Origin of the sequence: Nocardia sp. CA-119907 (genome assembly GCF_050955995.1) — a bacterium.
In the GTDB taxonomy this organism is placed as follows: domain Bacteria; phylum Actinomycetota; class Actinomycetes; order Mycobacteriales; family Mycobacteriaceae; genus Nocardia.
This window is the reverse complement of record NZ_CP192091.1, coordinates 766,084-788,470: the sequence shown is the minus strand read 5'-3', so window position 1 is coordinate 788,470 and position 22,387 is coordinate 766,084. Positions and strand designations below refer to the sequence as shown.

Sequence of the window (22,387 nt, the reverse complement as noted above, 5' to 3'; positions counted from 1 at the left end):
GCCTATGACGACTTGCCCGATTGCGCCTCGTCGTAGCGCAGGCGCGCGCCCGCCACATACTCGCGATGCCCCTGCGCCCAATCGATGAGCGCGTTGACCTGCGTCGACAGCGTCGCGCCGACGGGTGTCAGCTGGTAATCCACCCGCGGCGGAGAGGTCGGCGTCACCGTGCGCGCGACCAGACCGTCACGTTCGAGGCTGCGCAACGTGAGGGTGAGCATGCGCTGCGAGATCCCCTCGATCGAGCGCTGCAACTGCGAATAGCGTTGCGGCCCATCGGTCAGCAAGGCCATGACCAGCACACTCCACTTGTCGCCGACCCGATCCAGTACATCGCGGAGCTGACACAGCGCCGCCCCCTCACCGATCGGTTCATCGCCGGTCGTCGCACGCACATCGGTGTTCGGTACGCGGGTCAAAGTGCCTTCTTCCGTCACCAGCCCATTGTCGACAAGATCTCACTTACACACAAGAAGTAACCAACGAACAGAAAGTGTGGTGAGACATGGAGATCGATCTCGCGACCCCACCGCGGCGGTCCGGCCCCCGGCCGACCACCACCGGCCGAGAGATACCGCACGACCAGCTCGACGGCTTCTCTCCGGCTGAGATCCGGGCCGCCCTGGTCGAATATGCCCAGGCGCTACCCAACGTATTCACCGGGCCGAGCCAGGTTTCGGAACCGAGTTCACTCGCCCTGCGGTTGCGCGATCCACGCGGGCCGTGGGAAGCCTTCCTGCACCCGAGCCGCGACGAATTCGGCCACATCCACCGGAGCGGATTTCTCCATCTCACCCTGCCCCGCGCGGTCATACCGCCACTGACCGAGGCGGGCTGGATCGAACCGCATCCGATCAGCAGGCGGCCGGAATGGCCGGACACGATCGTGATGCTCTACGCGCCCCGCGACGAATCCGAACTCGACCTGGTCATCGCCGCACTGCACGCCTCATGGCAACAGGCCGCCGACCTCACCCCCCCCCCCCACGAAATAGGAAGCGAGACATAGCAATGCGCGCAATCGCATTCACGGGCTTCGACCAGCCTGCGACCATCACCGAATTGCCCGTGCCCGTGCCGGAACCCGACGAAGTGCTGGTCCGGGTGCGGCACACCTCGATCAATGGCTTCGACCTCGGCGTGCTCGGCGGCTATATGCGCGGGGTATTCGAGCACGAGTTCCCGGTCGTGCTCGGCAAGGATTTCGCGGGCACCATCGCCGCCGTCGGCGCGCAGGTCACCGACCTGGCCGTGGACGAAGAGGTATTCGGTGTCGTCATGCGGGCAACGCTGGGTCAGGGCAGCTTCGCCGAATATGTAGCGGTGCCAGCGGGTTACGGCATTGCGCGGATCCCCTCCGGCCTCGACGACGCCGCAGCGGGCGCGCTCGGCCTCGCCGGTACGGCCGCGCTGACCGCGCTCGACGCGCTCGAACCGAAACCCGATGCACTCCTATTGATTTCGGGTGCGACCGGCGGCGTCGGCGGCTATGCCATCCAACTGGCGACGGCGCGCGGCGCTGTCGTCATCGCCACGGCCCGGCCCGGCGAGGAAACCGACTTCGTCACGGCACTCGGCGCCCACCATGCCGTCGACCCCGCCGACCTGGTGGACCGAGTTCGCGAACTCGCCCCCGATGGCGTGCCGGCCGCACTGCATCTGGCCGGTGACGGCGCGACCGTCGCCGGATTGGTCACGCGCGGTGGCCGATTCGCCTCAACGGTGCATTTCGTCCCGGCCGAGGCCGCCGATCGCGACCTGGCCACCACCGATGTAATGGCCGATCCGAGCCGGGCCAATCTGGATCGCCTGGCCGCCGATGCCGCGGCGGGCAGACTGCGAATCCCGATCACCAAGCGCTACGAACTGGCCGACGCCGCAACGGCGATCGCCGATTTCACCGGCGGCACCCTCGGCAAGCTGGCGGTCACCCTCTAGCAGGGTCAGCGGTCCCGTAACCACTTCTCGATCTGATCGACGGTACTGCGGTACTTGCGGATCCAGCCGTTGTGTCCCAGGGGTTCCGGCTGTACCCAGGTCGTCACGTCGGCCTTGGGCAGCTTCGCCAGCAGATGCGCCGCCGAACTGTCGGGCGCGAGATCGTCATCGGTCATGGTGATGGACAACACCGGCAGCTTCAGCCTGCCGATCCGCTCCTCGTAGTCGATATCCGCGCCGACCGGCTGGAAGCGGCCGGTGCGGGCCAGCCGGGCCCAGTCGGAGATCAGCACTTTCGACTGGCGCCCGAATCCGCCCACCGAGATCCGGTCACCGGGCCAGAAGCCGGCCAGGTTGGCCGTCATCGAGATGGCCGCGGTGCCGACCAGCATGCCAGGGCCCGAAATGCCGCGGAAGCCACGGTGATACGGGGTGCCGGAGGCGATCAGGATCAGTCCGCCGAGTCGGCCACGAATGCGTGCGGCGTACAGCACGGCGAGCTGGCCACCCATGCTGTGGCCGAGCAGGTACGGGGTGCTGTCCGGGAATCGGTCGCGCACCACCGAGAAGATCGCCGGGAAATCGACCGAGACCAGTTCGTGGTAGCCGTAGGTGCTCGCGGCGCTCGGGCGCGGCCTGCTGTCACCGGCACCGCGCAATTCGCCGATGGCCGCGTCGAAACCGCGGGCGGACAGTGCGGTGGCGAACAGTTCGTAGTATCCCGCCGGAACACCGAGGCCGGGCACCAGCACCACCACCGGACGGGGCGCGTCCGGCGTCACCGGATGACGGTGCGTCCCGCTCGCCGGGAACAGCCGCACCGGCACGGTGCTGCCATCCGGCATCTGGATGGGAACCTTCTCCATGATGCGCACCGTACCGCGCGATGATCACCGATCGACCGGAGCGACCCGTGCTACGCGCCGACCGCACCCATGATCACTCGGCTGAGCACTCGAATCACATCGTCGAGTGGCGGCCGCGGATCCGAACCGCTCCAGGAGTCGACCACATAGTTGACCGCGCCGATGATGGCCAGCACCCGCATCTCGTAATCGCCCGTGGGGATTTCGCCTTGCATGGCGGCATCCTCGGCGGCGCTGGCGAGTAGCGAACCCCAGACCCGGCGCAGTTCCAGCCGGAACTTCTCGACCTTCGGCCCGGCGCCGACGACCTCCACCAGCGCCACGCGCGCCTTGCGCGGATCGGCGCCGATGGATTCGACGTAAGCGCGCACGGCCGCGTCGATGATCTCCAGCGCGGTCGCATCCGACTTCTTGTCGAGGGCGGCGGTTACCGCTTCGCGCGATTCCCTATCGATCTGCTCGTAGAGCTCGAGTAGGAGGGACTCGCGGCCGGTGAACTCCTCATAGAACTGACGTGAGGAGAGTCCGGCGTCCTTACAGATCGCGCCGACCGAACTATTGGCGTAGCCATCGCGCGCAAAGACCGTAAGGCCCGATTCCAGAAAACGCGCACGCCGCTGACGTTGCCGGTCCTCTACGGGTTGCCCGGCATACATTCGTCCCGTATTCGCATCCTGTGACATTGGGCCAGACAATACCTAAGCGCTCGATCCCCTTGTCATGGATCGGGCTGTTCGTCTCGAGCTTCGGCCGACATCGCGTTAGCCGAAAGTTGGCCGCCTGGTTGCTATTGCGCCGAAATCCCGCTTCTGTCCGATCTAGCCCCCGCCACGCACCTCGTCACTGGCTGTTTGCCGACGCGGACGATGCGGAGAGGTTCGGCACGCCGAAAGTGTTTTGCAGGAGTTTTTTAGAATTATTTTCCGTTGCGCCGGAGACCTTTCAACAACGCGGGCAGATCCGCAACGGAATCAATGACGTGATCGGGCGCCGACGCTGCCCCAGCTAACACCGCGGACCGGAATTTCCCGGTGCGCACCAGAACTCCGGTCATGCCGACCCGCTGGGCGGCGAGCACATCGGAGTGCAGATCGTCGCCGATCATCAACACCTGTGCCGGATCCAGCCCCATCAGGTCCGCGCAGGTCCGAAATCCCGCCGCCTCGGGCTTGCCGATCACCGTGATCTCGGCATTGCCAGCGGCCGCCAGACCTGGCAGATACGCACCGGAGTCGATGCGAAGTCCGTCATCGGTGGCCCAGGTCAGGCCGCTGTGCATCGCGACGACCGGCACACCGTCCAACATCAGCTCGACCACCCGACTCAGCGCGCGGTGGGTGAATTCCGCACCGGCACCACCGATTACGACGACATCCGGATGTTCGTCATCGAGGGTGAGATCGGCGAGATCGGGCCGGATATCGCCGTGGTTGAGCACCCAGACCCGCGCATCCGGATAGCGACGGCCCACATACTCACCGGTGAGCCGAGCGGCGGTGACGATCTCGTCGGCGTCGACATCGAATCCGGCGCCCCGCAGCCGCTCGGCGATCGCGCCGCAGGTGCGGGAGGTGGTATTGGTGAGAAATGCTCGGCGCAAACCACTTTCGCGTATCCGGCGCACGGCGTCGGCGGCGCCTTGTAGCTCGCGCCAAGAGGTCACCAGCACGCCGTCGATGTCGTAGAGCACACCGTCGATCCGAGTGTCGCCAGACATGGATTCAGCCTACGGCCGTCGGCCCGAAGTCGTCGCCGCAACCGCCCGGCATGGCGTGTCAGCGGCCGATGCGGGCGAATTCACGGGCGGCGCGTGCCAGCATCCATGGCACGAGCCGACGGTGAAATGGGCGAATGACGGCGAAATACCGTCGGCCCCAATCATTTCGGTATTCGACCAAGGAGGTGATGGTGACCGCGCCATCGTCGACGAGAACCGAGACGACAAAGTCCAGGACCGACATCGCATCGGCCGTCACGTGCTCACGTTCGTCGCTTTCACGATCCGGAAAAGGCTTGCCGAAGAATATCTTTCGGGTCCATTCACGCGGATCGGTGGGAGCGCCCGGCGGCAATGCCATTTCATAGGAATCGATGTAGTCCCAATTCGATCCCGATGCGCGCGCCAGGGCCGCCCGTTCGGGAATCTCGACTCGTCCACGAGTAGGCATCACATTCCTCCGGCAAATCCGTACGGAAGCGTATGGAATGACCATACGGTAGCGTACGGGCATGGCACAAGAGGGCAGGAGTGCGACCGCGAAGTCGTCGGCACCGCGGCGACTCAGCGCCGACGACTGGGCCCAGGCCGCGCTGGACGCACTGGCCGCGGGCGGCCTCGCGGCGGTCGCGGTGGAACCCATCGCCAAGCGGCTCGGCACCACCAAGGGCAGCTTCTACTGGCATTTCAAGGATCGCGCGGCCCTCATCGATGCGGCACTGGCGCGCTGGGAACGGCGCAGCACCGACGATGTGATCGCCGAGATCGGTGTCGAGACCGATCCGGCCGAGCGGTTGCATCGACTGTTCGCCCAGGTCATCGACTACGCGGCCACCGGACGCATCGAATTGGCGCTCTTGGCCTCTGCGGACCAGGCCGCGGTCGCCGCGACATTGCGCCGAGTCGCGGACCGGCGCATCGAATACATTGCCGAACTGCTGCGCGAATTGGGGCTGACCGCCGGACAGGCGCGGACCAGAGCGGTTGTCGCCGTGAGCATCTACCACGGATTCAACCAGCTGGCCCGCGTCTCCCCCGACGCACTCCCGAGCACCGATGCCCAGCGCAGGACATTGGTGGATACGGCATTTCAGAGCCTGCTGCCACCGAAGCGGCACTGACGCAACGGATCAGCTGCCGCCACCGCAGCCGCCGCCGCCACCGCCACCGCAGCCGCCGCCACCACAGCCGGACCCGCCACCGCCACAGCTCGAGCCACCGCCGCAACTGGAGCCGCCACCGCAACTGGAGCCGCCGCCGAAGGTGGAGCCGCCGCCGCTCTCGCCACCACTGCCGCCCGCACTCCATCGGCCCCGCCTGTGGTTTCGGCGCCGCCGAGCGTCGCCGCCCGCGAAATTGAGGAATGCGAGCACGCCGTAAAACATCACCGCGCCGACCACGAACACCACGATTGCGTCCACTGCCCCACCCCCGAGTGACTTGCGAGGCTTACCCTCACCTCCAGTGCACCCGCTACCGGCCCGGCGGTAAAGCCGCTACTTTTGGGGCGTTTGAACAGGTCGACGGCGTGCGATCGGGTCGATAACGGTTCCGGTCCACTGGAACCGCCACTGCCGAAATCCCATTCGAGACCGGGTCAACGTTGCGAGGCGTTGATGATCGCGTCGAGCAGACCCGGAAAGCGTTCCTCCAGATCGCCACGGCGCAGCTCGACCAGCCGGTTGCGGCCGGAGACGTAGGTGGTCGTGACGCCCGCATCGCGCAGCACCTTCCAGTGATGCGATGCCGTCGCGGCGGTGATCTCCACATCGAACTTATCGATGGCGCAGCTCAGTGGCTCGCGTACCCCGGCGAGCCCGCGGATCAGTTCCAGCCGAATGGGATCGGCGATGGCGCTGAGCACCCGGCTCAGGTCCAGGTCGCCGGTGCTCGGCTGCGGTAGCTGACGCACGTTCATCCTCCGATCGTTTGACAACCATCGAATTATATCGCAGCATCATAAGATGCTTCGACAACCATCGAACAATCTCTATCGATCCCTGATTCCACTCGCCGTCGGCACTTTCGTGCTGGGCACAGACGGTTTCGTACTGAACGGCATGCTTCCGCTCATCGCCCGCGACCTGGACGTTTCGGTGTCCACCGCGGGCCAGCTCACCACGATGTTCGCCTGGACCTACGCCATCGCCTCACCGGTCATCGCGGCCGCGACCGGATCATGGGATCGACGCTGGGTATTGGGCGGCGGCGCGGTGCTTTTCGTGCTCGGCATGATCGGACAGGCTGCGGCCCAGGACTTTTCGGTAATGGCTGGAGCGCGGATCGCGGCCGCGATCGGCGCGGCGGCATTCCAGGCCAATGCCTTTGCCGTGGCCGGAGTCGTCGCCGATGACGCGCACCGGGGGCGGGCGCTGTCGGTTGTCACCGCCGGGATCACGCTGTCCGCGGTCGCCGGCGTGCCGATCGGCATCTTCGTCGAGCGTTGGATCGGTTGGCGCGGTGTGCTCTGGGCGATCGCCGCGGGCGGTGCCATCGCGGCGGCGCTGGTGGTGCTGCTGCCGCGGGTCACCCTGCCGAGCACCGGATTGCGCCATCGCTTCGGCGTACTCGCGCGGCCCGCGGTGCTGCGGGTACTGCTGGTGACGACGCTGCAGATGACCGCGGCCTACACCACCATCGTCTACCTGCCGGTCGTCGTCGCCCCATCGGTGCCGCAGGGACAGCTCGCATGGCTGCTGCTGGTCATGGGCCTCGGTCAGGTCATCGGCAATGCGCAGGCGGGCCGAGCCGTGGACCGTTTCGGCCCGGCGCGCACGCTGACCGTCGGACTCGTCGGCAGCCTCATCGGACTGCTCCTGCTCGGCCCGGCCACCCACGCCACCTGGGCGGTCTTCGCGGTACTCGGCCTGACCGGCCTCTTCGGGTCCGCGATCCTGATCCCGCAGCAATTCCGACTCTTCGCGATTGCCCACGACGCGCCGACCGTCGCACTCGGCCTCAATGGCTCGGCCATCTACCTCGGCAGCGGCATCGGCTCGCTGCTCGGCGGCACGGTGCTGGATTCCTCGGGTGCGGGCTGGCTCCCGTGGACCTCGGCCGCGGTCGGCTTCGTCGCCCTCACACTCGGCGTCGCCACCCTGCGCCGACCGATACGCACCGAAACGGCGGCAGTCGCTCCGGCGTGAAACCCCTGCTCCCCAATAGCTCCCGGACCGATCGGACCGGGAGCTATTTCTTTGGCGCGGATTCGGGTCGGATCGAGTCGAGCAGGTCGGCGCAGCGGGTGAGCAGTCCGCACAGGGCGGCATGCTCGGCTTCGGTGAATTCGGCGGCCAATGCGCGCTCCACGCGCACGGCATTCGCATCCGCCTCCTGCGCGAGCGCCGCGCCCGCTTCGGTGAGTCGGGTCTCCAAGACGTTCTTGTGCCAGGCGTGGGGTGTGCGCTCGATCAGGCCACGGTCCTGGAGATTCGTCAGGATCGTATTCATGGTCGGCGGGGTCACCCCGCACAAGCGGGCCAGCGCAGCGGCGTTGATACCCGGGTTTTCGATGAGGAACAGCAGGGCCCCGTACTGCGGAACGGTGAGGCCCGCCGGTTTGAGCGCCGCACTCTTCGCCGAGTTGAGAGCCTGTTCGGCGCGCTTGATGTAGGAGCCGAGACGCTCGGAGGAGTGCATGGACGTCATGTCCGCATGGTATCTGCCCAACTTCTCATTAGCCCCTTGACGTTGATTAGAGGTCTAATATAACTTCGTGCTCATTCCAAGATGCGAATGCATTCGGATGTTCGACCCCACCCAGGAGCCATGAGCATGTTCCGCACCATCTCGACCATCGTCACCGCCGTTGCCTGCACCGCCGTCGCGGCCTGCGCGACGGCGACGGAGACACCGAAGGCCACGAACGTCAGCCAACCGACCACGCGCATCAGCACCGCATACGAACTGCCCGGCGATCGCGTCTACCCCGAAGGCATCGCCGCCGATCCCCACACCGGCGACATCTATGTCGGCTCCTACGCCAACGGCGCCATCTACCGAGCCACCCCCGGCGCGAAGCGCGCCGAGACCTACCTGCCCGAAGGGGCCGACGGCCGCAAGACCGCCAATGGGCTGAAAGTCGATGCGGCGGGGCGACTGTGGGTGATCGACTCGACGACCGGGGTCGCGGTCTACGACACCACCAGCCGCGCACTGATCGCCCGCTTCGATGTCCCCGGCACCGGGCCGCGCCTGGTGAACGATCTGGCCATCACGCCGAACGGCACCGCCTACCTCACCGACAGCCTGCATCCGGTGGTCTACCGGATCACGCCGGACCAGGTCACCGATGCGGCGGCACATGGCGGACGGGCCGATCTGACAACACAATTCGACCTGAGCGCCACCATCAGCACGCATGCACCGGACGCGTTCACATTGAACGGCATCGTCTCCGATGATTCCGGTCGCTATCTGCTGATCGTCGATATGAATTCCGGCGAGCTGTATCGCGTTGCGACCGCATCGAATTCGCCGGACCCGATCCGCAAGGTCACCATGCGCGGCGCCGACCTGAAACATGGTGACGGACTGGAATTGCACGGCGATACGCTGTGGGCGGCCCAGAATGCCAGCAATACGATCACCCGCTGGAAGATCAGTGACGATGGGGCGAGCGTCGAACTGGAGCGCACCGTCACCGATGAATCCCTGCGCATCCCCACCACCTTGATCCGCAGCAATGATCGGACCCTGGTCGTGTCCTCCCAATTCGACAAGGGCGGCCCGATGGGACCGGGCACACCCATCACTCCGTTCGCCGTGCTGACCGTCGACGGCATCTGATCCGGCGTACGGCCGGTTCGCCAAACGGACCGGCCTTCGGGTTTTCCCGGCGAAACGCGGGTGCGGTCCGCGGCCGCACCATCGCCGTGACGTAAGCTCGATCAACCGTACGCGAGCGGACTGGGGTGGCGGCCTCCGGTCGAGTGACATACGCTTCGCCGCGGAGGAAAACCGCCTCATGGAGGGACAATTGACCACTCCGAGCCATGGCGATGTCGGAACCGGCGGGCCACAAAAGGTTCCACTGTCGCAGCTGATCCACCTGATGTCCGAATATCAGAAGCTCGGCACACACCGGCAGACGTTTCTACCGGCGCCTGTACGTGACACTTTTATGCGCGGCTGCGGGATCGTCGCGGGCGGATTCACCGCCGTTGGTGTCATCTGCGCGACGGTCGGCGCATATCAGGGTGCACTCGCGGTCGGTCTCCTCGCCGTGATCCCCGCCTCGATGGCCTTCTTCCGCGGGCGGCGCAATCGTCGGCACCGCGCCGCACGGCTCGACCTGTTCGACTACGGCATGACCGTGTACCGCTCCGGTGAACAGATCGCCGGATTCCGATGGGACAGCGCCGAAGTGCGCCAGCAGGTCATCCCGTTCCAGAATTCCGCGCTCACGGAATATTCGCTGCACATGACCGGCCCCGACGGCGCCGAGGCCGCATTCGACGACAGCCTGTTCGCCGACGGGCGCGACTGGGGCAAGGCCATCCAGTCGGCCATAACCCTGGCCCAGCTCCCCCGTGCCGTCGCCGCCATCGACGACTGCGCGACGGTCTATTTCGGCGAGATCGCCCTCGATCTGACCGCCCTCTACTTCCGCAGCAGGGCCTTCGCCTGGGAACAGATCCAATTGATCGACGCCCGAAGCGGATTGGTCCGCATGAAGGTGGACGGCATCTGGGTATCCCTCACCCCCGTCGGCCAGATCCCGAACTTCTACATCTTCAACGAACTCGCCGAACGGCTACGAGTCGCCGCCGCCGCCGAACTCGAACCGAACACCGACGCACCGTTCACCGAACTCGAACCCGCGACAGTTGCCGAGCTCGAATCCAACTCGGCGTCGCTCGAAAAGCCGTTTACCGATACCGAAATCGAACCGCCCGCAGTCACCCCAACGTTCGAACCCGAGACACCGGCGGTCGCCACTACGGTCGTCAAAGCCGAACCCGAAACACCTGTAGTCACCCCGACGGTTGTCGACAGCGAACCCGAGACACCCACAGCCACCCCAACAGTCGTCAACTCCGAACCCGAGACACCCCCCATCACACCGACGGCACAGGATGGCGAAGTCGAAGCGCCCGTTGCGAAGGTCGGCCAGAAGGGCAACCCCACCGATCGCGCAGCAGACAACCTGACCATCGCGTCGAATTAGCCAACGCCGTCGCTTGCTCGTATCAGCGGATCCCGAGTTGCCTATCGCCGCGCCGACCCAGGACGAGTCACAAGCTCGAGCCGTGTCCGAGGGGTTGCGGTCCCTGACCGGCATCTGGGAATCCGGCAGGACCGACACTGCGGAACGCCATGATGACTATATTCGTGGGCGTCTGCGTCAGCGGCGAAGCCCGGTCTGACTCCCAGCGGCAGGATCCGGTGAACGAGGCGGATATGTAGATCATGCTGGGGAGGCTCGTGGGGTTGTGATCAGCGGGCGGCAGCCATGACCAGATCGCGGTAGGGCCGGCCGACGACCGGGTGATCGGCTATTCCGAGTTCGGTTTCGACGTCTTCGAGGTGGACGGTTGCAGCGTCGGTGTCTGCGGCGGTGACCTCGGTTTCGACGAAGGTTCCGGCGTGGGTGACTGTATCGATGCTGACGATGATGTCGTCGTGTTCGGGATGTTGGTAGAGGGTGCGTGCTTTCTCGACGCGGACGAGTTCGACCATGCCGATCGCGGCGAGCAGTTGGTTCGCGGTTGCGGCTTGGTCGGGACTGCTCAAAGTCACATTGGTTTCGCGTTTTGCGATCACGTCGGTTTCGCCGTGCGTACTGGCGTTCGACGGTGGCTTGTAAGTGATTTCAGCGAACCCGTCTCGCTGCCGAATACGAAGGCACTCAACGGTTTTCATATAGTCGACATCGGGACGGCTGTAATAGGTATCGACCTCGGCGCGGTCTCCGGCCTCGCGATATCCGAGCTCGGCGAGCCGCTGTCGGAGGGAACAAGGGTCAGGGAGTTCGCGTTTACGCTCGACCTCGATCAAGTGCATCGGTGGATCATCCTCTCGCGTGGATGGCGGTATGGACGCGAGCAAGACTGGGTTTGGAGCAATGTTGGCGGATCGTTCCGAGCGACTGCTGTAGGGCCTCGGCGTCGCTGACGGGGACCGCTGGTAGCCGCAAAGCCGGTGAGTCACTACGTATCTCGACGGACCGCCGGTCACCGCGAGAAAGGCCGAAGGCCGGTCCTGGTGGACCGGCCTTCGGGGCTAAAGGTGTTGCTGGGGAGCGGGACTCAGAAGTCCATGCCGCCCATGCCACCGGTCGGGTCGCCCGCGGGAGCGGCGGCCTTTTCCGGCTTGTCGGCGACAACGGCCTCGGTGGTCAGGAACAGGGCCGCGATGGAGGCCGCGTTCTGCAGGGCCGAACGGGTCACCTTGACCGGGTCGGCGACACCGGCCGCCAGCAGGTCCTGGTACTCGCCCGAGTCGGCGTTCAGGCCGTGGCCCGCCGGGAGGTTCGAGACCTTCTCGGCGACAACACCGGGCTCGAGGCCCGCGTTGAACGCGATCTGCTTCAGCGGAGCCGACAGCGCGACACGCACGATGTTCGCACCGGTCGCCTCGTCACCGGACAGCTTCAGGTCGTCCAGAGCCGGAGCCGACTGCAGCAGGGCCACGCCACCACCGGCGACGATGCCCTCCTCGACGGCGGCCTTGGCGTTGCGCACGGCATCTTCGATGCGGTGCTTGCGCTCCTTGAGCTCGACCTCGGTCGCGGCACCGGCCTTGATCACCGCAACACCACCGGCCAGCTTGGCCAGGCGCTCCTGCAGCTTCTCGCGGTCGTAGTCGGAGTCCGAGTTCTCGATCTCGGTGCGGATCTGCGCAACGCGGCCCTTGATGGCCTCCGCGTCGCCCGCGCCCTCGACGATGGTGGTCTCGTCCTTGGTGATGACGACCTTGCGGGCCTGGCCCAGCAGTTCGATGCCGGCGGTCTCCAGGGAGAGGCCGACCTCTTCGCTGATGACCTCGCCACCGGTCAGGATGGCGATATCGGCGAGCTGCGCCTTGCGACGGTCACCGAAGCCCGGCGCCTTGACGGCAACGGACTTGAAGGTGCCACGGATCTTGTTCACGACCAGGGTCGACAGGGCCTCGCCCTCGACGTCCTCGGCGATGATCAGCAGCGGCTTACCGGCCTGGATGACCTTCTCCAGCAGCGGCAGCAGGTCCTTGACGGTGGAAACCTTGGAACCGACCAGCAGGAGGTACGGATCCTCGAGGACCGCTTCCTGACGCTCCGGGTCGGTCACGAAGTAACCGGAGATGTAGCCCTTGTCGAAGCGCATACCCTCGGTGAGCTCCAGCTGGAGCCCGAAGGTGTTGCTCTCCTCGACGGTGATGACGCCTTCCTTGCCGACCTTGTCCATGGCCTCGGCGATGAGCTCACCGATGGACGAGTCGCCCGCCGAGATACCGGCGGTAGCGGCGATCTGCTCCTTGGTCTCGACCTCCTTGGCGGTGTCGAGCAGCTTGGTGGTGACGGCCTCGACGGCCTTCTCGATGCCGCGCTTCAGGCCGAGGGGGTTGGCGCCAGCCGCGACATTGCGCAGGCCCTCACGTACGAGCGCCTGGGCCAGCACGGTGGCGGTGGTGGTGCCGTCGCCAGCGACATCGTCGGTCTTCTTGGCGACTTCCTTGACCAGCTCGGCGCCGATCTTCTCGTACGGGTCCTCCAGGTCGATCTCCTTGGCGATGGAAACACCATCGTTGGTGATCGTGGGGGCACCCCACTTCTTCTCCAGGACAACGTTGCGACCCTTCGGGCCCAGCGTCACCTTGACCGCGTCGGCGAGGGCGTTCAAGCCCCGCTCGAGGCCGCGACGGGCCTCTTCGTCGTACGCAATTGTCTTGGCCATTGCGTTGAGATCCTCCACATGTATATGGCTGACACACAGGACGACCGCAGGTTGGATCGCCCCATTTACGCTGGCCAGGTTCGGTGCCCGCGACGGACGACCGAGGGTGTCGATGGAACCCGGTCTCACCGTCCCGACCTGGCACTCACACGTCGAGAGTGCCAAAGCCCTTTTTAGCACTCAGGGGTATCGAGTGCAAGGTCCGCCCCTCACGCCGAACGGCGGTCGTCCACCCGGAGTATCAACGCGACGAACGCGTCGGCCCGGCGCTGCTCGGGCGTGCGTGGTTCTCCCTCATCGACCGTTACGAGTTCCGCATCGTTCAGCAGCAGCTCAGCCTCCACCCGCATGATCGCCCGAATGAACGGCGGCGCGACATCCGGCGGCAGGTCGCCGTTGATGATGTAGCTGCCATCGGGCTGCGATTCGGTGGACACATAGGTCAACGCGCGCTCGAGATCAGCGCGTCGTTCCCCCGCAACTAGGTCGGAATCCGCGACATCCGCCATTGCTATAGCTTACCGGTGCGCCGGATCAGGCCTTTTTCGACAGGCCGGGCAGTGCCGGATCGGCATCGGCGCCGCCCCGGCACGACCAGCAAACCGCTGTCCGCCAATCACTTCCGATCCGCGCACCGCGACCCGGGTCAACGGACGCCGGAAATCGGGTGGCGCGCCGGGCGGCTCCGGCCGACCTAAAGTAGCCGAGTGAGTGAAAGTCCCGGCTGGAGCGCTATCGACGCCGCGTTGGAACAGCTGTACCACGACATCGAACCCAGTCACTGGGGGACGCAGATGCCCTGGTCGCTCGGTGGTCCCGATCCGCTGGACGGCATCAGCGCCTATCCGCGCACCGAACCGGTTCTGCACTGGCATTACGTCAGCTACGGCATGACCGAACTGCACGAGAAGGAATGGGACAATCCAGACGAATCGGGCTGGGGATTCGAGTTCACGTTCCGGCTGGTCCGACAGCCGCACGACCGGCAACCGCCGGTCTGGCCCGCCGACTTCCTGCAGAATCTGGCCCGCTACGTCTTCCAGTCCGGGAATGGGTTCGCGCCCGGCCACACCATCAAGGCCAACGGTCCGATCGCCGCCGAGCACGCGGATTCGGATATCCACGCCGTCGCCTTCACCGTCGATCCGGAGCTGGGCGTCATCGACACACCGCACGGGCGCGTCCAGTTCCTGCAGATCGTCGGGCTGACCATGCCCGAGTACCGGGCCGCACAGGGCGGGCACACGCTCGCGGTGCTCGATGAACTGGCGGCGCACCTACCGCTGCTCGTCACCGATATCGACCGCGGACCGCTCATCGAGGAGCCGAAGACCAAGGCGACATGGCCGCGCTGGGGCGGGGGGCTGCGCGGGCGGGCGTAGATTTCGCAGCGGAAGATCAACGATCCCGAAGGGGGACGACCGTGCCCGAATTGCCGTTCGACTCGCTCTACCGGCACGGGTTCGCGCGGGTGGCGGTCGCGGTGCCGCGGGTCCGGGTCGCCGATCCCGCGTACAACGCCGAGCGGACGTTGGAGTTGGCGCGGCGAGCGGCCGCCGACGGTGTGGCGCTGACCGTCTTCCCCGAACTCGGCCTGTCCAGCTATACCGCCGACGATCTGTTCCACCAGGACGCGCTGGCCGACGCGGTGGACGCGGCACTCGAACGCGTCGTGGCCGCGAGCGCGGAGATCGATACGGTGCTGGTGGTCGGGGCACCGGTGCGGACACAGGGCCGGCTGTTCAACTGCGCGATCGCGATCTGCCGCGGTGCCGTGCTCGGCGCGGCACCGAAGAGCTACCTGCCGAACTATCGCGAGTTCTACGAGAAGCGCCAGTTCGCGGCGGCCCGGGAGGCCCTGAACGACCACATCACGATCACGGGGCAGCGGGTGCCCTTCGGCGCCGATCTGCTGTTCACCGCGACCAATGTCGACGGCTTCGTATTCCATCTGGAGATCTGCGAGGACGGCTGGGTGCCATTGCCGCCCAGTGGATATGCCGCGCTGGCCGGCGCGACGGTGCTGGTCAATCTGTCGGCGAGCAATATCGTCATCGGCAAGGCCGACTACCGGCGCGCGCTGTGCACATCGCACTCCGCGCGCTATCTGGCCGCCTATCTGTATTCGGCTGCCGGACATGGTGAATCGACCACCGATATGGCCTGGGACGGACAGGCACTGGTGTGCGAGAACGGCGAATTGCTCGCTGAAGGCGAACGCTTCAGCGACCATGCCCAGCTGGTCACCGCGGATCTCGACCTGCAGCGGCTGGCCGCGGACCGCATCCGTACCACCAGCTTCGCCGACAATGTGCACGATCACCGCGACCGGCTGATCCGGCTGCGGCGGATCGAGGTGGAGCTGCCCGTCCCGACCAGCACACTGCCGCTGCGGCGCGAAATCCAGCGCTTTCCTTATGTTCCCAGCGATCCGAGGGCGCGCAACGAACGCTGCGCGGAGGTGCACCACATCCAGGTCGAGGGGCTGAGCACCCGCCTGCGCGCCACCGGCAGCCAGCGCGTTGTCATCGGCGTCTCCGGCGGACTCGACTCCACCCAGGCACTGATCGTCGCGGCCAAGACCATGGACCGGCTCGGGCTGCCGCGGACGAATGTGCTCGCCTACACCATGCCCGGCTTCGCGACCAGCGCCCGGACCCGCACCGACGCGCACGCGCTGATGGCCGCGCTCGGGGTGACCGCCGAGGAAATCGATATCCGCCCATCCGCCACCCAGATGCTGCGCGACCTGAAACACCCGGCCGCCGAGGGTGTTCCGCAGTACGACGTCACCTATGAGAATGTGCAGGCAGGCGAGCGCACCGCACATCTGTTCCGCCTTGCCAATCAGCACCACGCAATCGTCGTCGGCACCGGCGACCTCAGTGAACTCGCCTTGGGCTGGTGCACTTTCGGTGTCGGCGACCATATGGCGCATTACAGCGTGAACGCCTCGGTACCGAAGACGCTGATCAAATACCTGATCGCGTGGGCCGTCGACACCGACCAGTTCGGCGATGCGGCGGGCAAGGTGCTGTCATCGATTCTGCAGACCGAGATCTCGCCGGAATTGGTGCCCAGCGACGACACCACCGCGCCGGGCCAGAGCTCCGAGGCCACCGTCGGCCCTTACGAACTCCAGGACTTCCACCTCTACTACCTGCTGCGCTTCGGCTACCGTCCGAGCCGCGTCGCCTACCTGGCCCGCCATGCCTGGGCCGAGCGCGAGCGCGGCGGCTGGCCGGACCTCATCCCGGCCGACCAGCGCAATACCTACGACCTGCCGACGATCAAATACTGGCTGGCCGAATTCCTGCGCCGCTTCGTCCAGACCAGCCAGTTCAAGCGCTCCACCCTGCCCAATGCCCCGAAAGTCGGTTCGGGCGGCTCACTTTCGCCGCGCGGCGACTGGCGCGCCCCCAGCGACGCCTCCGCCGCGGCCTGGCTGGACGAACTCGCCCGCAACGTGCCCGACCACTGAGTTCAGGCTGCGACGGGCGGGCGGTATCGCACCGGAACCGACATCCGGGAGCCGCGCCGCACCGATACCCCGCGCGAGCGAACGGCGCGCCGCTGCCGTGCCCTGGCCGCGTGTGCGCACCGAATGCCGATGACTATCCAGGCAATTCGACGTCGTCCGGCGGCGAACGCGGCCCGGCCGTTCATGACTTCTCGGCGGCGATCACCGAAAGCAATTCGGCCAGATCGGCTTCGGCCTTCGCCTTATCGATGCCGAGATCGGACAGAATTCCGGAACCATTCTCCTGTTCGAGCAGTGCGAGCAGGACATGTTCGGTGCCGATGTAGTTGTGTCCCAACCGAAGTGCCTCACGGAAGGTCAGCTCCAGCACCTTCTTGGCCTCGGCTCCGAACGGAATGAGCGCTGGCACCTTCGCCGGATCGGCGGGCTGTTGGGCGATGACCGCCGTCGCCGCATCCCGGACGACGTCGAGTTCCACCCCTTGCGCCGTGATCTCCCGGGCGCCGAGGCCTTCCGGCTGCGACAGCAGGGCCAGCACCAGATGTCCGACGCCGATCTCGAGATTGCTGGAGGCGCGAGCCGCCTCCTGGGAGGCCACCACCATCTTCCGCGCCCGCGGAGTGAACTTCGCGAAGCCCGCATTGGGATCCATGGCCGCGGCTTCGGCCGGATCACCCGGCCCCTTCGGCACGAACCGCTTCTGCGCCGCCTGTTTGGTGACGCCCATGCTGGCGCCGATATCGGTCCACGAGGCGCCCGAGCGGCGGGCCTGATCCACGAAGTGGCCGATCAGATGATCGGCCACTTCGCCGAGATGTCCGGCCGCGACCACCGCATCGGACAGTTGGTCGAGCACATTGTCGGGACGTGCCTTTTTGATGCCCTCGATCAGATCGTCGAGTCGTATGTTGATTGTCATGCGTCAACCATAAGTTGACGATCCGAGCTTCGTCAACCACTAGTTGACGATCGGCCGAAGATCGGGGCGCGCATCGGAACACCGCTGGGCACAATGCGATTCAACGGCACGTCGAGCACCGTCAGGGACGCGCCGCTCGCCCCGCGCCCTGGACGATCTGCTCCTTGAACCAGGCCGCCGTCCGGCCGGTCAGCACGGTCCGCGCCGGGGCGTCATCGTGGTGCAGGAACTGGACGACCCCATCACGACGGCCCAGGCTGATGCATTGGAAGTAGTACCGGAACCGCAGCTCACGGGGCTCGCGACCGGTCAGGCGCGCGACCACGACATCGGCCGCGTACTTACCGGTCGGCAGCGCGGTCGCGCAGGCCATCCGCAGGTCCCGGCCGCCGGGACCGGCGACCACCGCGGCGTCACCGGCCGCGTACACGTCGGGATGGGATAGCGAGCGCAATGTCGCATCGGTCAGCACCCGGCCATGTCCGTCCACCGCGAGCCCCGCTCGCTGTGCGAGATCCGGTACGCCGAACCCCGCGGTCCACACGGTCGCCGCGGCCGCGAGGGCGGAGCCGTCGGCCAACCGCACACCATCCGACGTCACCTCGATAACCTTGGCCTCCGAACGGATCTCGGCACCGAGTCGCTCGAGCGCCCGTCGCACATGCCGCTGCGCCCGCAGGGAAAGCCAGGAGGCCGGTGCCTCCGAGCCGAGCAGCACCACCTGCGAATCCGGTTGGCACTCGGCCAGTTCCGCCGCCAATTCGATGCCGGTGGCACCGCAGCCGACCACTACGATCGGACCCGATGGGATGCCGGTCCGCAGTCGCTGCGAATCCTCCGGCGTTGCAACGGAATACGCGTGCTCCGCCACTCCCGGCACGTCGGCGTCGTTTGTACTGCCCAGTGCGTAGATGAGCGAGTCGTAGTCGAGGGCCCGCGCGTCGTCGAGGATTACCTGCTTACTCGCGGTGTCGATACCGTTCGCTCGAGCGCGCACGAACTGGATCTGCTTGGGCTCGAGCAGGTCTCGCAGATCCCACTCCTGGACCGACTGTCCGACAGCGTACTGGTGCAGCCGCACCCGTTCGATGAAGTTCGCGCGGGCGTCGACGACGGTGATGTGGGCCTCGCGCGCGGTGCGCGCCAGTCTGCGGGCCGCCGCCAATCCCGCGTATCCGGCGCCGAGGATGACGATTCGATGCTGTCCGGTCATGATGTGGCTCCCTTTCGATCGGCCGACACCCCTTAGACTGGGCAGCCCTCCGATCCCTGACAGCTGTCGGACATGACCCGCGTCACTGTGCGGCCGCCCCGTCGACCCGGCCGACATAGGACAGCTTCTCCGGATTGACGATCAAACGCAGCGCGGTCACCACCTCGTCGAGGATGTCGACGGCCACGACCAAGACCGGCTCCCCCGCCAACCGGACAACGACCGCCAGCGCACCGTTGATCTCCTCCAGCGTGATCACCATGCCCGGCACCTCCCAGCGGAACAGACCGGCCAGGTAGCGCGCGACCGCGGCCGCGCCCACGACCGGCCGACGGCCCGCAGTGACCAGCCCACCGCCGTCCGCGGTCGAGGTGACGTCGGCGGCGAGCATGCCCTCCAGCGCCTGCAGATCCCCGACGCGCGCCGCCTTCAGGAAGCGCTCGATCAGCTCGCGGGCCTGATCGGCCGGAACATCGAAGCGCGGTCGGCCCTCGCGCACCCGCACACTCGCCCGACGGAAGATCTGCTGGGAGTTGGCCTCGGATACCGGGAGCATGTCCGCGATCTCCCGGTGGGCGTAGCCGAATGCCTCGCGCAATACGAAGACGGCCCGCTCGATCGGGTTCAACCGCTCCAGCGCCGTCAGCAGCGCCAGCGATACCAGCTCGCGCTCCTCCACCGACTCCAATGGCCCGAGCTCACCGCGCGCGGTCGGCACCGGCTCCGGCAGCCACGGCCCGACATAGGTCTCGCGGCGGGCCCGCGCCGAAACCAGCCAGGTCCGGCACAGATTCACGATCGCGGTGCTCAGCCAGGCCTCGGCAGAGCGAATCCTGGCGCGATCGGCGCCGTCCCAGCGCAGGTAGGTCTCCTGCACCGCGTCCTCGGCCTCGGTCGCGGATCCGAGCATCCGATAGGCGAGCGCGAACAGGCGCGGCCGATGCGCCTGGAATTCGCGCAATCCGTCCGGTTCCACCGCCACCTTCTTCCGTGCTCGGCCGCTGGAGATGACGGTACCGGTCGGGATCGCCGCGGCCCCGGGGAGTTCAGCGGGCGATCCGATGGTCCAGCCACGACCGAAAGCCCGATCAAGATCGAACCCCCAGGGCCCGAAACCCCCGAGCGCCGCAAGAGTGCTCATGACTGCGCCTCGCTCATAGCCGTAGCATTCCCGCCGGGTCTTGATGATTCCTAAAGAAATGCCAGACGGACTCAGTCGGCCAGATCGTCCCGGCGCTCCTTACCGGGACTGCGCAGCCGCAACCGACTCGCCCCACGGATCGCTGCCCCGCGGATCGCCGGACGCGGAATCGCGGGCCGCCGCCGCTGTGCCCGGCGCTGGGCCCGACGCTCGGACGGTTTGTGCTGCCAGGTTTCCGGACGCGCGGCCACCCAGCGCTGCGAATGCCAGGCGAACGGGATATGCCCGAGGTACACCGCGACCAGCACCAACAGCAAGACGATCGGATAGGTGACCAGCAGCGCCGCGGCGAGCGCGGTCAGCACCAGCAGTCCGGCCGCGGCCTGTGGCGCCACCGATACCGACTTCATCGCCAGCGTCGGAATGGTGCTGACCGCCAGTGCCGCCGCGAAGACCGTCCAGGCCGCGACCTCATAGAAGCCGACCCACCAACCGTCACCGAACTGCACATACAGTCCGATCGGCACCAGCGCGATCAGCGCCGCCGCCGGAGCGGGCACACCGACGAAATACTCACGCGACCACTCCGGTCGCGTGTCATCGTCGAGCAGCGTATTGAACCTGGCCAGCCGCAACACAATGCTCACCGCGAACACCAGCGCGATGATCCAGCCCACGCTGTTGCTGTCGAGCAACGCGATATACAGCACCAGACCCGGCGCGACACCGAAGGAAATGGCGTCGGAGAGCGAATCGAGCTCCGCGCCCATTTTGGTGGTGGCGGCCAGCATCCGGGCCAGCCGTCCGTCGAGCGTGTCCAGCACCGCAGCCGCGCCGACCATCGCCAGGGCGATATCGAGTTTGTCGTCCAGGGCGAACTTCACCGCGGACAGTCCCGCGCACAGCGCCAGGATTGTCACAATGCTCGGCAACAGCCGGATGGTCCGGCGCCTTCGCTGCGGTGTTGTTGGCAGGGCCTGCTCCATCATGAGTCGGTCGAAAGTACGGCCAGCACAGTCTCGCCCCCGATCGTGCGCTGTCCGGGTTCGACGAGCAGTTCGGTGCCCGCCGGGAAGTAGGTGTCGACGCGGGAGCCGAAACGGATCAGGCCGTAGGTATCGCCAATGGTGAGTTTGTCACCGACCTGGGCGTCGCAGACGATGCGCCGCGCCAGCAGACCCGCGATCTGCACGACCACGATCTGCGCGCCGCCCGGGGTGTCGATAACCATGCTGTTGCGCTCGTTCACCGCACTGGCCTCGGGCAGATCCGCGGAACGGAAGTGACCGGACTGGTGCAGTACCGTGCGCACGTTCCCGGAGATCGGCGTGCGCTGCACATGCACGTCCAGCACCGAAAGAAAGATGCTCACCCGCGGCAGCGGCGCATCGCCGAGGCCCAGTTCCGCGGGCGGCGCCGCGGTATCGACGAGGGCGATCTCACCGTCGGCCGGGGCGACGACCACACCGGCCCGGTTCGGCGGCACCCGGTTCGGATGCCGGAAGAAGGTCGCGCAGGCCGCGGCGGCCAGCAAACCCGTGCGCCGCACCCACTTGCGCTTACCGCCGAGCACGGCGACCGCGAGCGGCGCAGCGACAAAGGGCAGCCCGGCGGGGTGTAGCGGGGGAATCGCGGCCCGGACCAGATCGACGACATGGCCGACTCCGGTCGTTTCGGGCGTGCCGGGCGGGGTGGGACGGCGTGCCACAGGCTCCTCTTTCGTACTCGATGCAGACGTATTGCGCCCCTCAACGATAGGTCCGGCGCAAGCGTTCACACCTTACGGGAACGGAGCCTGTGGCACCCGCTCTCAGTGCACGGCTTTACGTCCGGTGACCAGCCTGACCAGGAACAGCAGAATCACCGCGCCACCGAGGCAGGTGAAGAAGCTGAACCAGAGGCCGCCGCCCTCGACATCGACACCGAGCAGCTTCAGCAGGAATCCGCCGAGTAGCCCTCCGACGATGCCGACCACAATATTGAGGAGGATGCCCTGCTGTGCATCCGTCTTCATGATCTTGCTGGCAATCCAGCCCGCGAGACCGCCGATGATGATCCACCCGATAATCCCGAGTCCGAGCATGGTGTCCTCGAATCACTAGTTGGGCGCAGCGCCGCACCACAGGGCGTGCTTCGAGGGTATACCCGCCGAATGTGAGAATACGCACGCCCATTCCGCGCACCTCGGGCTAATATGAGGGGGCCTCATGTCTACGGGGACGTAGGTAGTGGGCCG

At 66.5% G+C, this 22,387-nt stretch carries 25 protein-coding genes; 8 read left to right on the top strand and 17 right to left on the bottom strand.

What is annotated here, in order from left to right; translation table 11 throughout:
* Window positions 1-2: 2 nt before the first annotated feature.
* Window positions 3-437: a winged helix-turn-helix transcriptional regulator gene (locus ACQP2D_RS03730; protein ID WP_433682324.1), complete on the bottom strand. Its 435-nt coding sequence runs from the start codon at window positions 435-437 to the stop codon at window positions 3-5.
* A 68-nt stretch (window positions 438-505) separates the two neighbouring features.
* Between ACQP2D_RS03730 and ACQP2D_RS03725 the strand changes: the two genes are divergently transcribed.
* Window positions 506-1,009 (top strand): luciferase family protein, encoded by a 504-nt coding sequence (locus ACQP2D_RS03725; protein ID WP_433682323.1) that lies wholly within the window; start codon window positions 506-508, stop codon window positions 1,007-1,009.
* Between the two features lie 2 nt (window positions 1,010-1,011).
* Window positions 1,012-1,938 carry an alcohol dehydrogenase catalytic domain-containing protein gene (locus tag ACQP2D_RS03720; protein WP_433682322.1) on the top strand — a complete coding sequence of 309 codons (927 nt, stop codon included), beginning with the start codon at window positions 1,012-1,014 and terminating at the stop codon, window positions 1,936-1,938.
* A 5-nt stretch (window positions 1,939-1,943) separates the two neighbouring features.
* On the opposite strand, the gene ACQP2D_RS03715 is transcribed toward ACQP2D_RS03720, so the two are convergent.
* The 4 genes from ACQP2D_RS03715 to ACQP2D_RS03700 form a co-directional block, all read right to left on the bottom strand.
* Entirely contained in the window at window positions 1,944-2,804 is an 861-nt protein-coding gene (locus ACQP2D_RS03715) for an alpha/beta fold hydrolase (RefSeq protein ID WP_433682321.1), read from the bottom strand.
* 50 nt (window positions 2,805-2,854) lie between these two features.
* Window positions 2,855-3,487 carry a TetR/AcrR family transcriptional regulator gene (locus ACQP2D_RS03710; RefSeq protein ID WP_433682320.1) on the bottom strand — a complete coding sequence of 211 codons (633 nt, stop codon included), beginning with the start codon at window positions 3,485-3,487 and terminating at the stop codon, window positions 2,855-2,857.
* Between the two features lie 233 nt (window positions 3,488-3,720).
* On the bottom strand, window positions 3,721-4,521 hold the full coding sequence (locus ACQP2D_RS03705; protein ID WP_433682319.1) for an HAD-IIA family hydrolase: 801 nt from the start codon (window positions 4,519-4,521) through the stop codon (window positions 3,721-3,723).
* A 58-nt stretch (window positions 4,522-4,579) separates the two neighbouring features.
* The gene (locus tag ACQP2D_RS03700) at window positions 4,580-5,035 is read right to left on the bottom strand and encodes a DUF2867 domain-containing protein (RefSeq protein ID WP_433682318.1); all 456 of its coding nucleotides are present in this window, start codon (window positions 5,033-5,035) and stop codon (window positions 4,580-4,582) included.
* On the opposite strand from ACQP2D_RS03700, the gene ACQP2D_RS03695 reads away from it, so the two are divergent.
* Complete coding sequence (locus ACQP2D_RS03695) at window positions 5,034-5,642, top strand: TetR/AcrR family transcriptional regulator (RefSeq protein WP_433682317.1); 609 nt, start codon at window positions 5,034-5,036, stop codon at window positions 5,640-5,642. The genes ACQP2D_RS03700 and ACQP2D_RS03695 overlap by 2 nt on opposite strands.
* A gap of 9 nt (window positions 5,643-5,651) precedes the next feature.
* Here ACQP2D_RS03695 and ACQP2D_RS03690 read toward each other — a convergent pair whose 3' ends face one another.
* A complete protein-coding gene (locus ACQP2D_RS03690; RefSeq protein WP_433682316.1) occupies window positions 5,652-5,942 on the bottom strand; it encodes a hypothetical protein in 291 nt (96 codons plus the stop codon).
* Window positions 5,943-6,118: 176 nt separating this feature from the next.
* Window positions 6,119-6,439, bottom strand: a complete 321-nt coding sequence (locus tag ACQP2D_RS03685; RefSeq protein WP_433682315.1) for an ArsR/SmtB family transcription factor — start codon at window positions 6,437-6,439, stop codon at window positions 6,119-6,121.
* 46 nt (window positions 6,440-6,485) lie between these two features.
* Between ACQP2D_RS03685 and ACQP2D_RS03680 the strand changes: the two genes are divergently transcribed.
* Window positions 6,486-7,667, top strand: coding sequence for an MFS transporter (locus ACQP2D_RS03680; RefSeq protein WP_433682314.1), 1,182 nt, complete (start codon window positions 6,486-6,488; stop codon window positions 7,665-7,667).
* 43 nt (window positions 7,668-7,710) lie between these two features.
* On the opposite strand, the gene ACQP2D_RS03675 is transcribed toward ACQP2D_RS03680, so the two are convergent.
* A complete protein-coding gene (locus tag ACQP2D_RS03675) occupies window positions 7,711-8,169 on the bottom strand; it encodes a MarR family winged helix-turn-helix transcriptional regulator (protein WP_433682313.1) in 459 nt (152 codons plus the stop codon).
* A gap of 126 nt (window positions 8,170-8,295) precedes the next feature.
* Here ACQP2D_RS03675 and ACQP2D_RS03670 point away from each other — a divergent pair, with 126 nt between their 5' ends.
* Window positions 8,296-9,309 (top strand): SMP-30/gluconolactonase/LRE family protein, encoded by a 1,014-nt coding sequence (locus ACQP2D_RS03670; RefSeq protein ID WP_433682312.1) that lies wholly within the window; start codon window positions 8,296-8,298, stop codon window positions 9,307-9,309.
* A 190-nt stretch (window positions 9,310-9,499) separates the two neighbouring features.
* Complete coding sequence (locus tag ACQP2D_RS03665; protein ID WP_433682311.1) at window positions 9,500-10,690, top strand: DUF6585 family protein; 1,191 nt, start codon at window positions 9,500-9,502, stop codon at window positions 10,688-10,690.
* A 269-nt stretch (window positions 10,691-10,959) separates the two neighbouring features.
* On the opposite strand, the gene cyaB is transcribed toward ACQP2D_RS03665, so the two are convergent.
* The 3 genes from cyaB to ACQP2D_RS03650 all read right to left on the bottom strand — a co-directional run bounded on the left by cyaB (window position 10,960) and on the right by ACQP2D_RS03650 (window position 13,906).
* A complete protein-coding gene (cyaB, locus tag ACQP2D_RS03660) occupies window positions 10,960-11,700 on the bottom strand; it encodes a class IV adenylate cyclase (RefSeq protein ID WP_433682310.1) in 741 nt (246 codons plus the stop codon).
* A gap of 71 nt (window positions 11,701-11,771) precedes the next feature.
* On the bottom strand, window positions 11,772-13,397 hold the full coding sequence (gene groL, locus ACQP2D_RS03655) for a chaperonin GroEL (RefSeq protein ID WP_433682309.1): 1,626 nt from the start codon (window positions 13,395-13,397) through the stop codon (window positions 11,772-11,774).
* 209 nt (window positions 13,398-13,606) lie between these two features.
* Window positions 13,607-13,906: a DUF222 domain-containing protein gene (locus ACQP2D_RS03650; RefSeq protein ID WP_354955560.1), complete on the bottom strand. Its 300-nt coding sequence runs from the start codon at window positions 13,904-13,906 to the stop codon at window positions 13,607-13,609.
* Between the two features lie 198 nt (window positions 13,907-14,104).
* Here ACQP2D_RS03650 and ACQP2D_RS03645 point away from each other — a divergent pair, with 198 nt between their 5' ends.
* Together ACQP2D_RS03645 and ACQP2D_RS03640 are read left to right on the top strand one after the other, a co-directional pair.
* The gene (locus ACQP2D_RS03645) at window positions 14,105-14,779 is read left to right on the top strand and encodes a suppressor of fused domain protein (RefSeq protein WP_433682308.1); all 675 of its coding nucleotides are present in this window, start codon (window positions 14,105-14,107) and stop codon (window positions 14,777-14,779) included.
* A gap of 41 nt (window positions 14,780-14,820) precedes the next feature.
* A complete protein-coding gene (locus ACQP2D_RS03640) occupies window positions 14,821-16,878 on the top strand; it encodes an NAD(+) synthase (RefSeq protein WP_433682307.1) in 2,058 nt (685 codons plus the stop codon).
* A gap of 181 nt (window positions 16,879-17,059) precedes the next feature.
* On the opposite strand, the gene ACQP2D_RS03635 is transcribed toward ACQP2D_RS03640, so the two are convergent.
* The 6 genes from ACQP2D_RS03635 to ACQP2D_RS03610 form a co-directional block, all read right to left on the bottom strand.
* Complete coding sequence (locus ACQP2D_RS03635) at window positions 17,060-17,797, bottom strand: Clp protease N-terminal domain-containing protein (protein ID WP_433682306.1); 738 nt, start codon at window positions 17,795-17,797, stop codon at window positions 17,060-17,062.
* A gap of 121 nt (window positions 17,798-17,918) precedes the next feature.
* Window positions 17,919-19,010 carry an NAD(P)/FAD-dependent oxidoreductase gene (locus ACQP2D_RS03630; protein ID WP_433682305.1) on the bottom strand — a complete coding sequence of 364 codons (1,092 nt, stop codon included), beginning with the start codon at window positions 19,008-19,010 and terminating at the stop codon, window positions 17,919-17,921.
* 82 nt (window positions 19,011-19,092) lie between these two features.
* Entirely contained in the window at window positions 19,093-20,151 is a 1,059-nt protein-coding gene (locus ACQP2D_RS03625; protein WP_433682304.1) for an RNA polymerase sigma-70 factor, read from the bottom strand.
* 71 nt (window positions 20,152-20,222) lie between these two features.
* Complete coding sequence (locus ACQP2D_RS03620; RefSeq protein ID WP_433682303.1) at window positions 20,223-21,140, bottom strand: CDP-alcohol phosphatidyltransferase family protein; 918 nt, start codon at window positions 21,138-21,140, stop codon at window positions 20,223-20,225.
* Window positions 21,137-21,859, bottom strand: coding sequence for a phosphatidylserine decarboxylase (locus ACQP2D_RS03615; RefSeq protein ID WP_433682302.1), 723 nt, complete (start codon window positions 21,857-21,859; stop codon window positions 21,137-21,139). Before ACQP2D_RS03615 ends, ACQP2D_RS03620 begins: the two co-directional genes overlap by 4 nt.
* Before the next feature lie 102 nt (window positions 21,860-21,961).
* Window positions 21,962-22,234 carry a GlsB/YeaQ/YmgE family stress response membrane protein gene (locus ACQP2D_RS03610; RefSeq protein ID WP_433682301.1) on the bottom strand — a complete coding sequence of 91 codons (273 nt, stop codon included), beginning with the start codon at window positions 22,232-22,234 and terminating at the stop codon, window positions 21,962-21,964.
* Window positions 22,235-22,387: the final 153 nt, after the last annotated feature.

Bases quoted from the DNA above. Each gene is read 5' to 3' on its own strand.
- ACQP2D_RS03675 (WP_433682313.1), bottom strand. From the start codon at position 8,169: ATGACGTCCATGCACTCCTCCGAGCGTCTCGGCTCCTACATCAAGCGC.
- ACQP2D_RS03670 (WP_433682312.1), top strand. From the start codon at position 8,296: ATGTTCCGCACCATCTCGACCATCGTCACCGCCGTTGCCTGCACCGCC.
- ACQP2D_RS03725 (WP_433682323.1), top strand. From the start codon at position 506: ATGGAGATCGATCTCGCGACCCCACCGCGGCGGTCCGGCCCCCGGCCG.
- groL (WP_433682309.1), bottom strand. From the start codon at position 13,397: ATGGCCAAGACAATTGCGTACGACGAAGAGGCCCGTCGCGGCCTCGAG.
- ACQP2D_RS03625 (WP_433682304.1), bottom strand. From the start codon at position 20,151: ATGAGCACTCTTGCGGCGCTCGGGGGTTTCGGGCCCTGGGGGTTCGAT.
- ACQP2D_RS03630 (WP_433682305.1), bottom strand. From the start codon at position 19,010: ATGACCGGACAGCATCGAATCGTCATCCTCGGCGCCGGATACGCGGGA.
- ACQP2D_RS03650 (WP_354955560.1), bottom strand. From the start codon at position 13,906: ATGGCGGATGTCGCGGATTCCGACCTAGTTGCGGGGGAACGACGCGCT.
- ACQP2D_RS03680 (WP_433682314.1), top strand. From the start codon at position 6,486: ATGCTTCGACAACCATCGAACAATCTCTATCGATCCCTGATTCCACTC.
- ACQP2D_RS03610 (WP_433682301.1), bottom strand. From the start codon at position 22,234: ATGCTCGGACTCGGGATTATCGGGTGGATCATCATCGGCGGTCTCGCG.
- ACQP2D_RS03705 (WP_433682319.1), bottom strand. From the start codon at position 4,521: ATGTCTGGCGACACTCGGATCGACGGTGTGCTCTACGACATCGACGGC.
- ACQP2D_RS03620 (WP_433682303.1), bottom strand. From the start codon at position 21,140: ATGATGGAGCAGGCCCTGCCAACAACACCGCAGCGAAGGCGCCGGACC.
- ACQP2D_RS03695 (WP_433682317.1), top strand. From the start codon at position 5,034: ATGGCACAAGAGGGCAGGAGTGCGACCGCGAAGTCGTCGGCACCGCGG.
- ACQP2D_RS03715 (WP_433682321.1), bottom strand. From the start codon at position 2,804: ATGGAGAAGGTTCCCATCCAGATGCCGGATGGCAGCACCGTGCCGGTG.
- ACQP2D_RS03720 (WP_433682322.1), top strand. From the start codon at position 1,012: ATGCGCGCAATCGCATTCACGGGCTTCGACCAGCCTGCGACCATCACC.
- ACQP2D_RS03635 (WP_433682306.1), bottom strand. From the start codon at position 17,797: ATGACAATCAACATACGACTCGACGATCTGATCGAGGGCATCAAAAAG.
- ACQP2D_RS03685 (WP_433682315.1), bottom strand. From the start codon at position 6,439: ATGAACGTGCGTCAGCTACCGCAGCCGAGCACCGGCGACCTGGACCTG.
- ACQP2D_RS03700 (WP_433682318.1), bottom strand. From the start codon at position 5,035: ATGCCCGTACGCTACCGTATGGTCATTCCATACGCTTCCGTACGGATT.
- ACQP2D_RS03710 (WP_433682320.1), bottom strand. From the start codon at position 3,487: ATGTCACAGGATGCGAATACGGGACGAATGTATGCCGGGCAACCCGTA.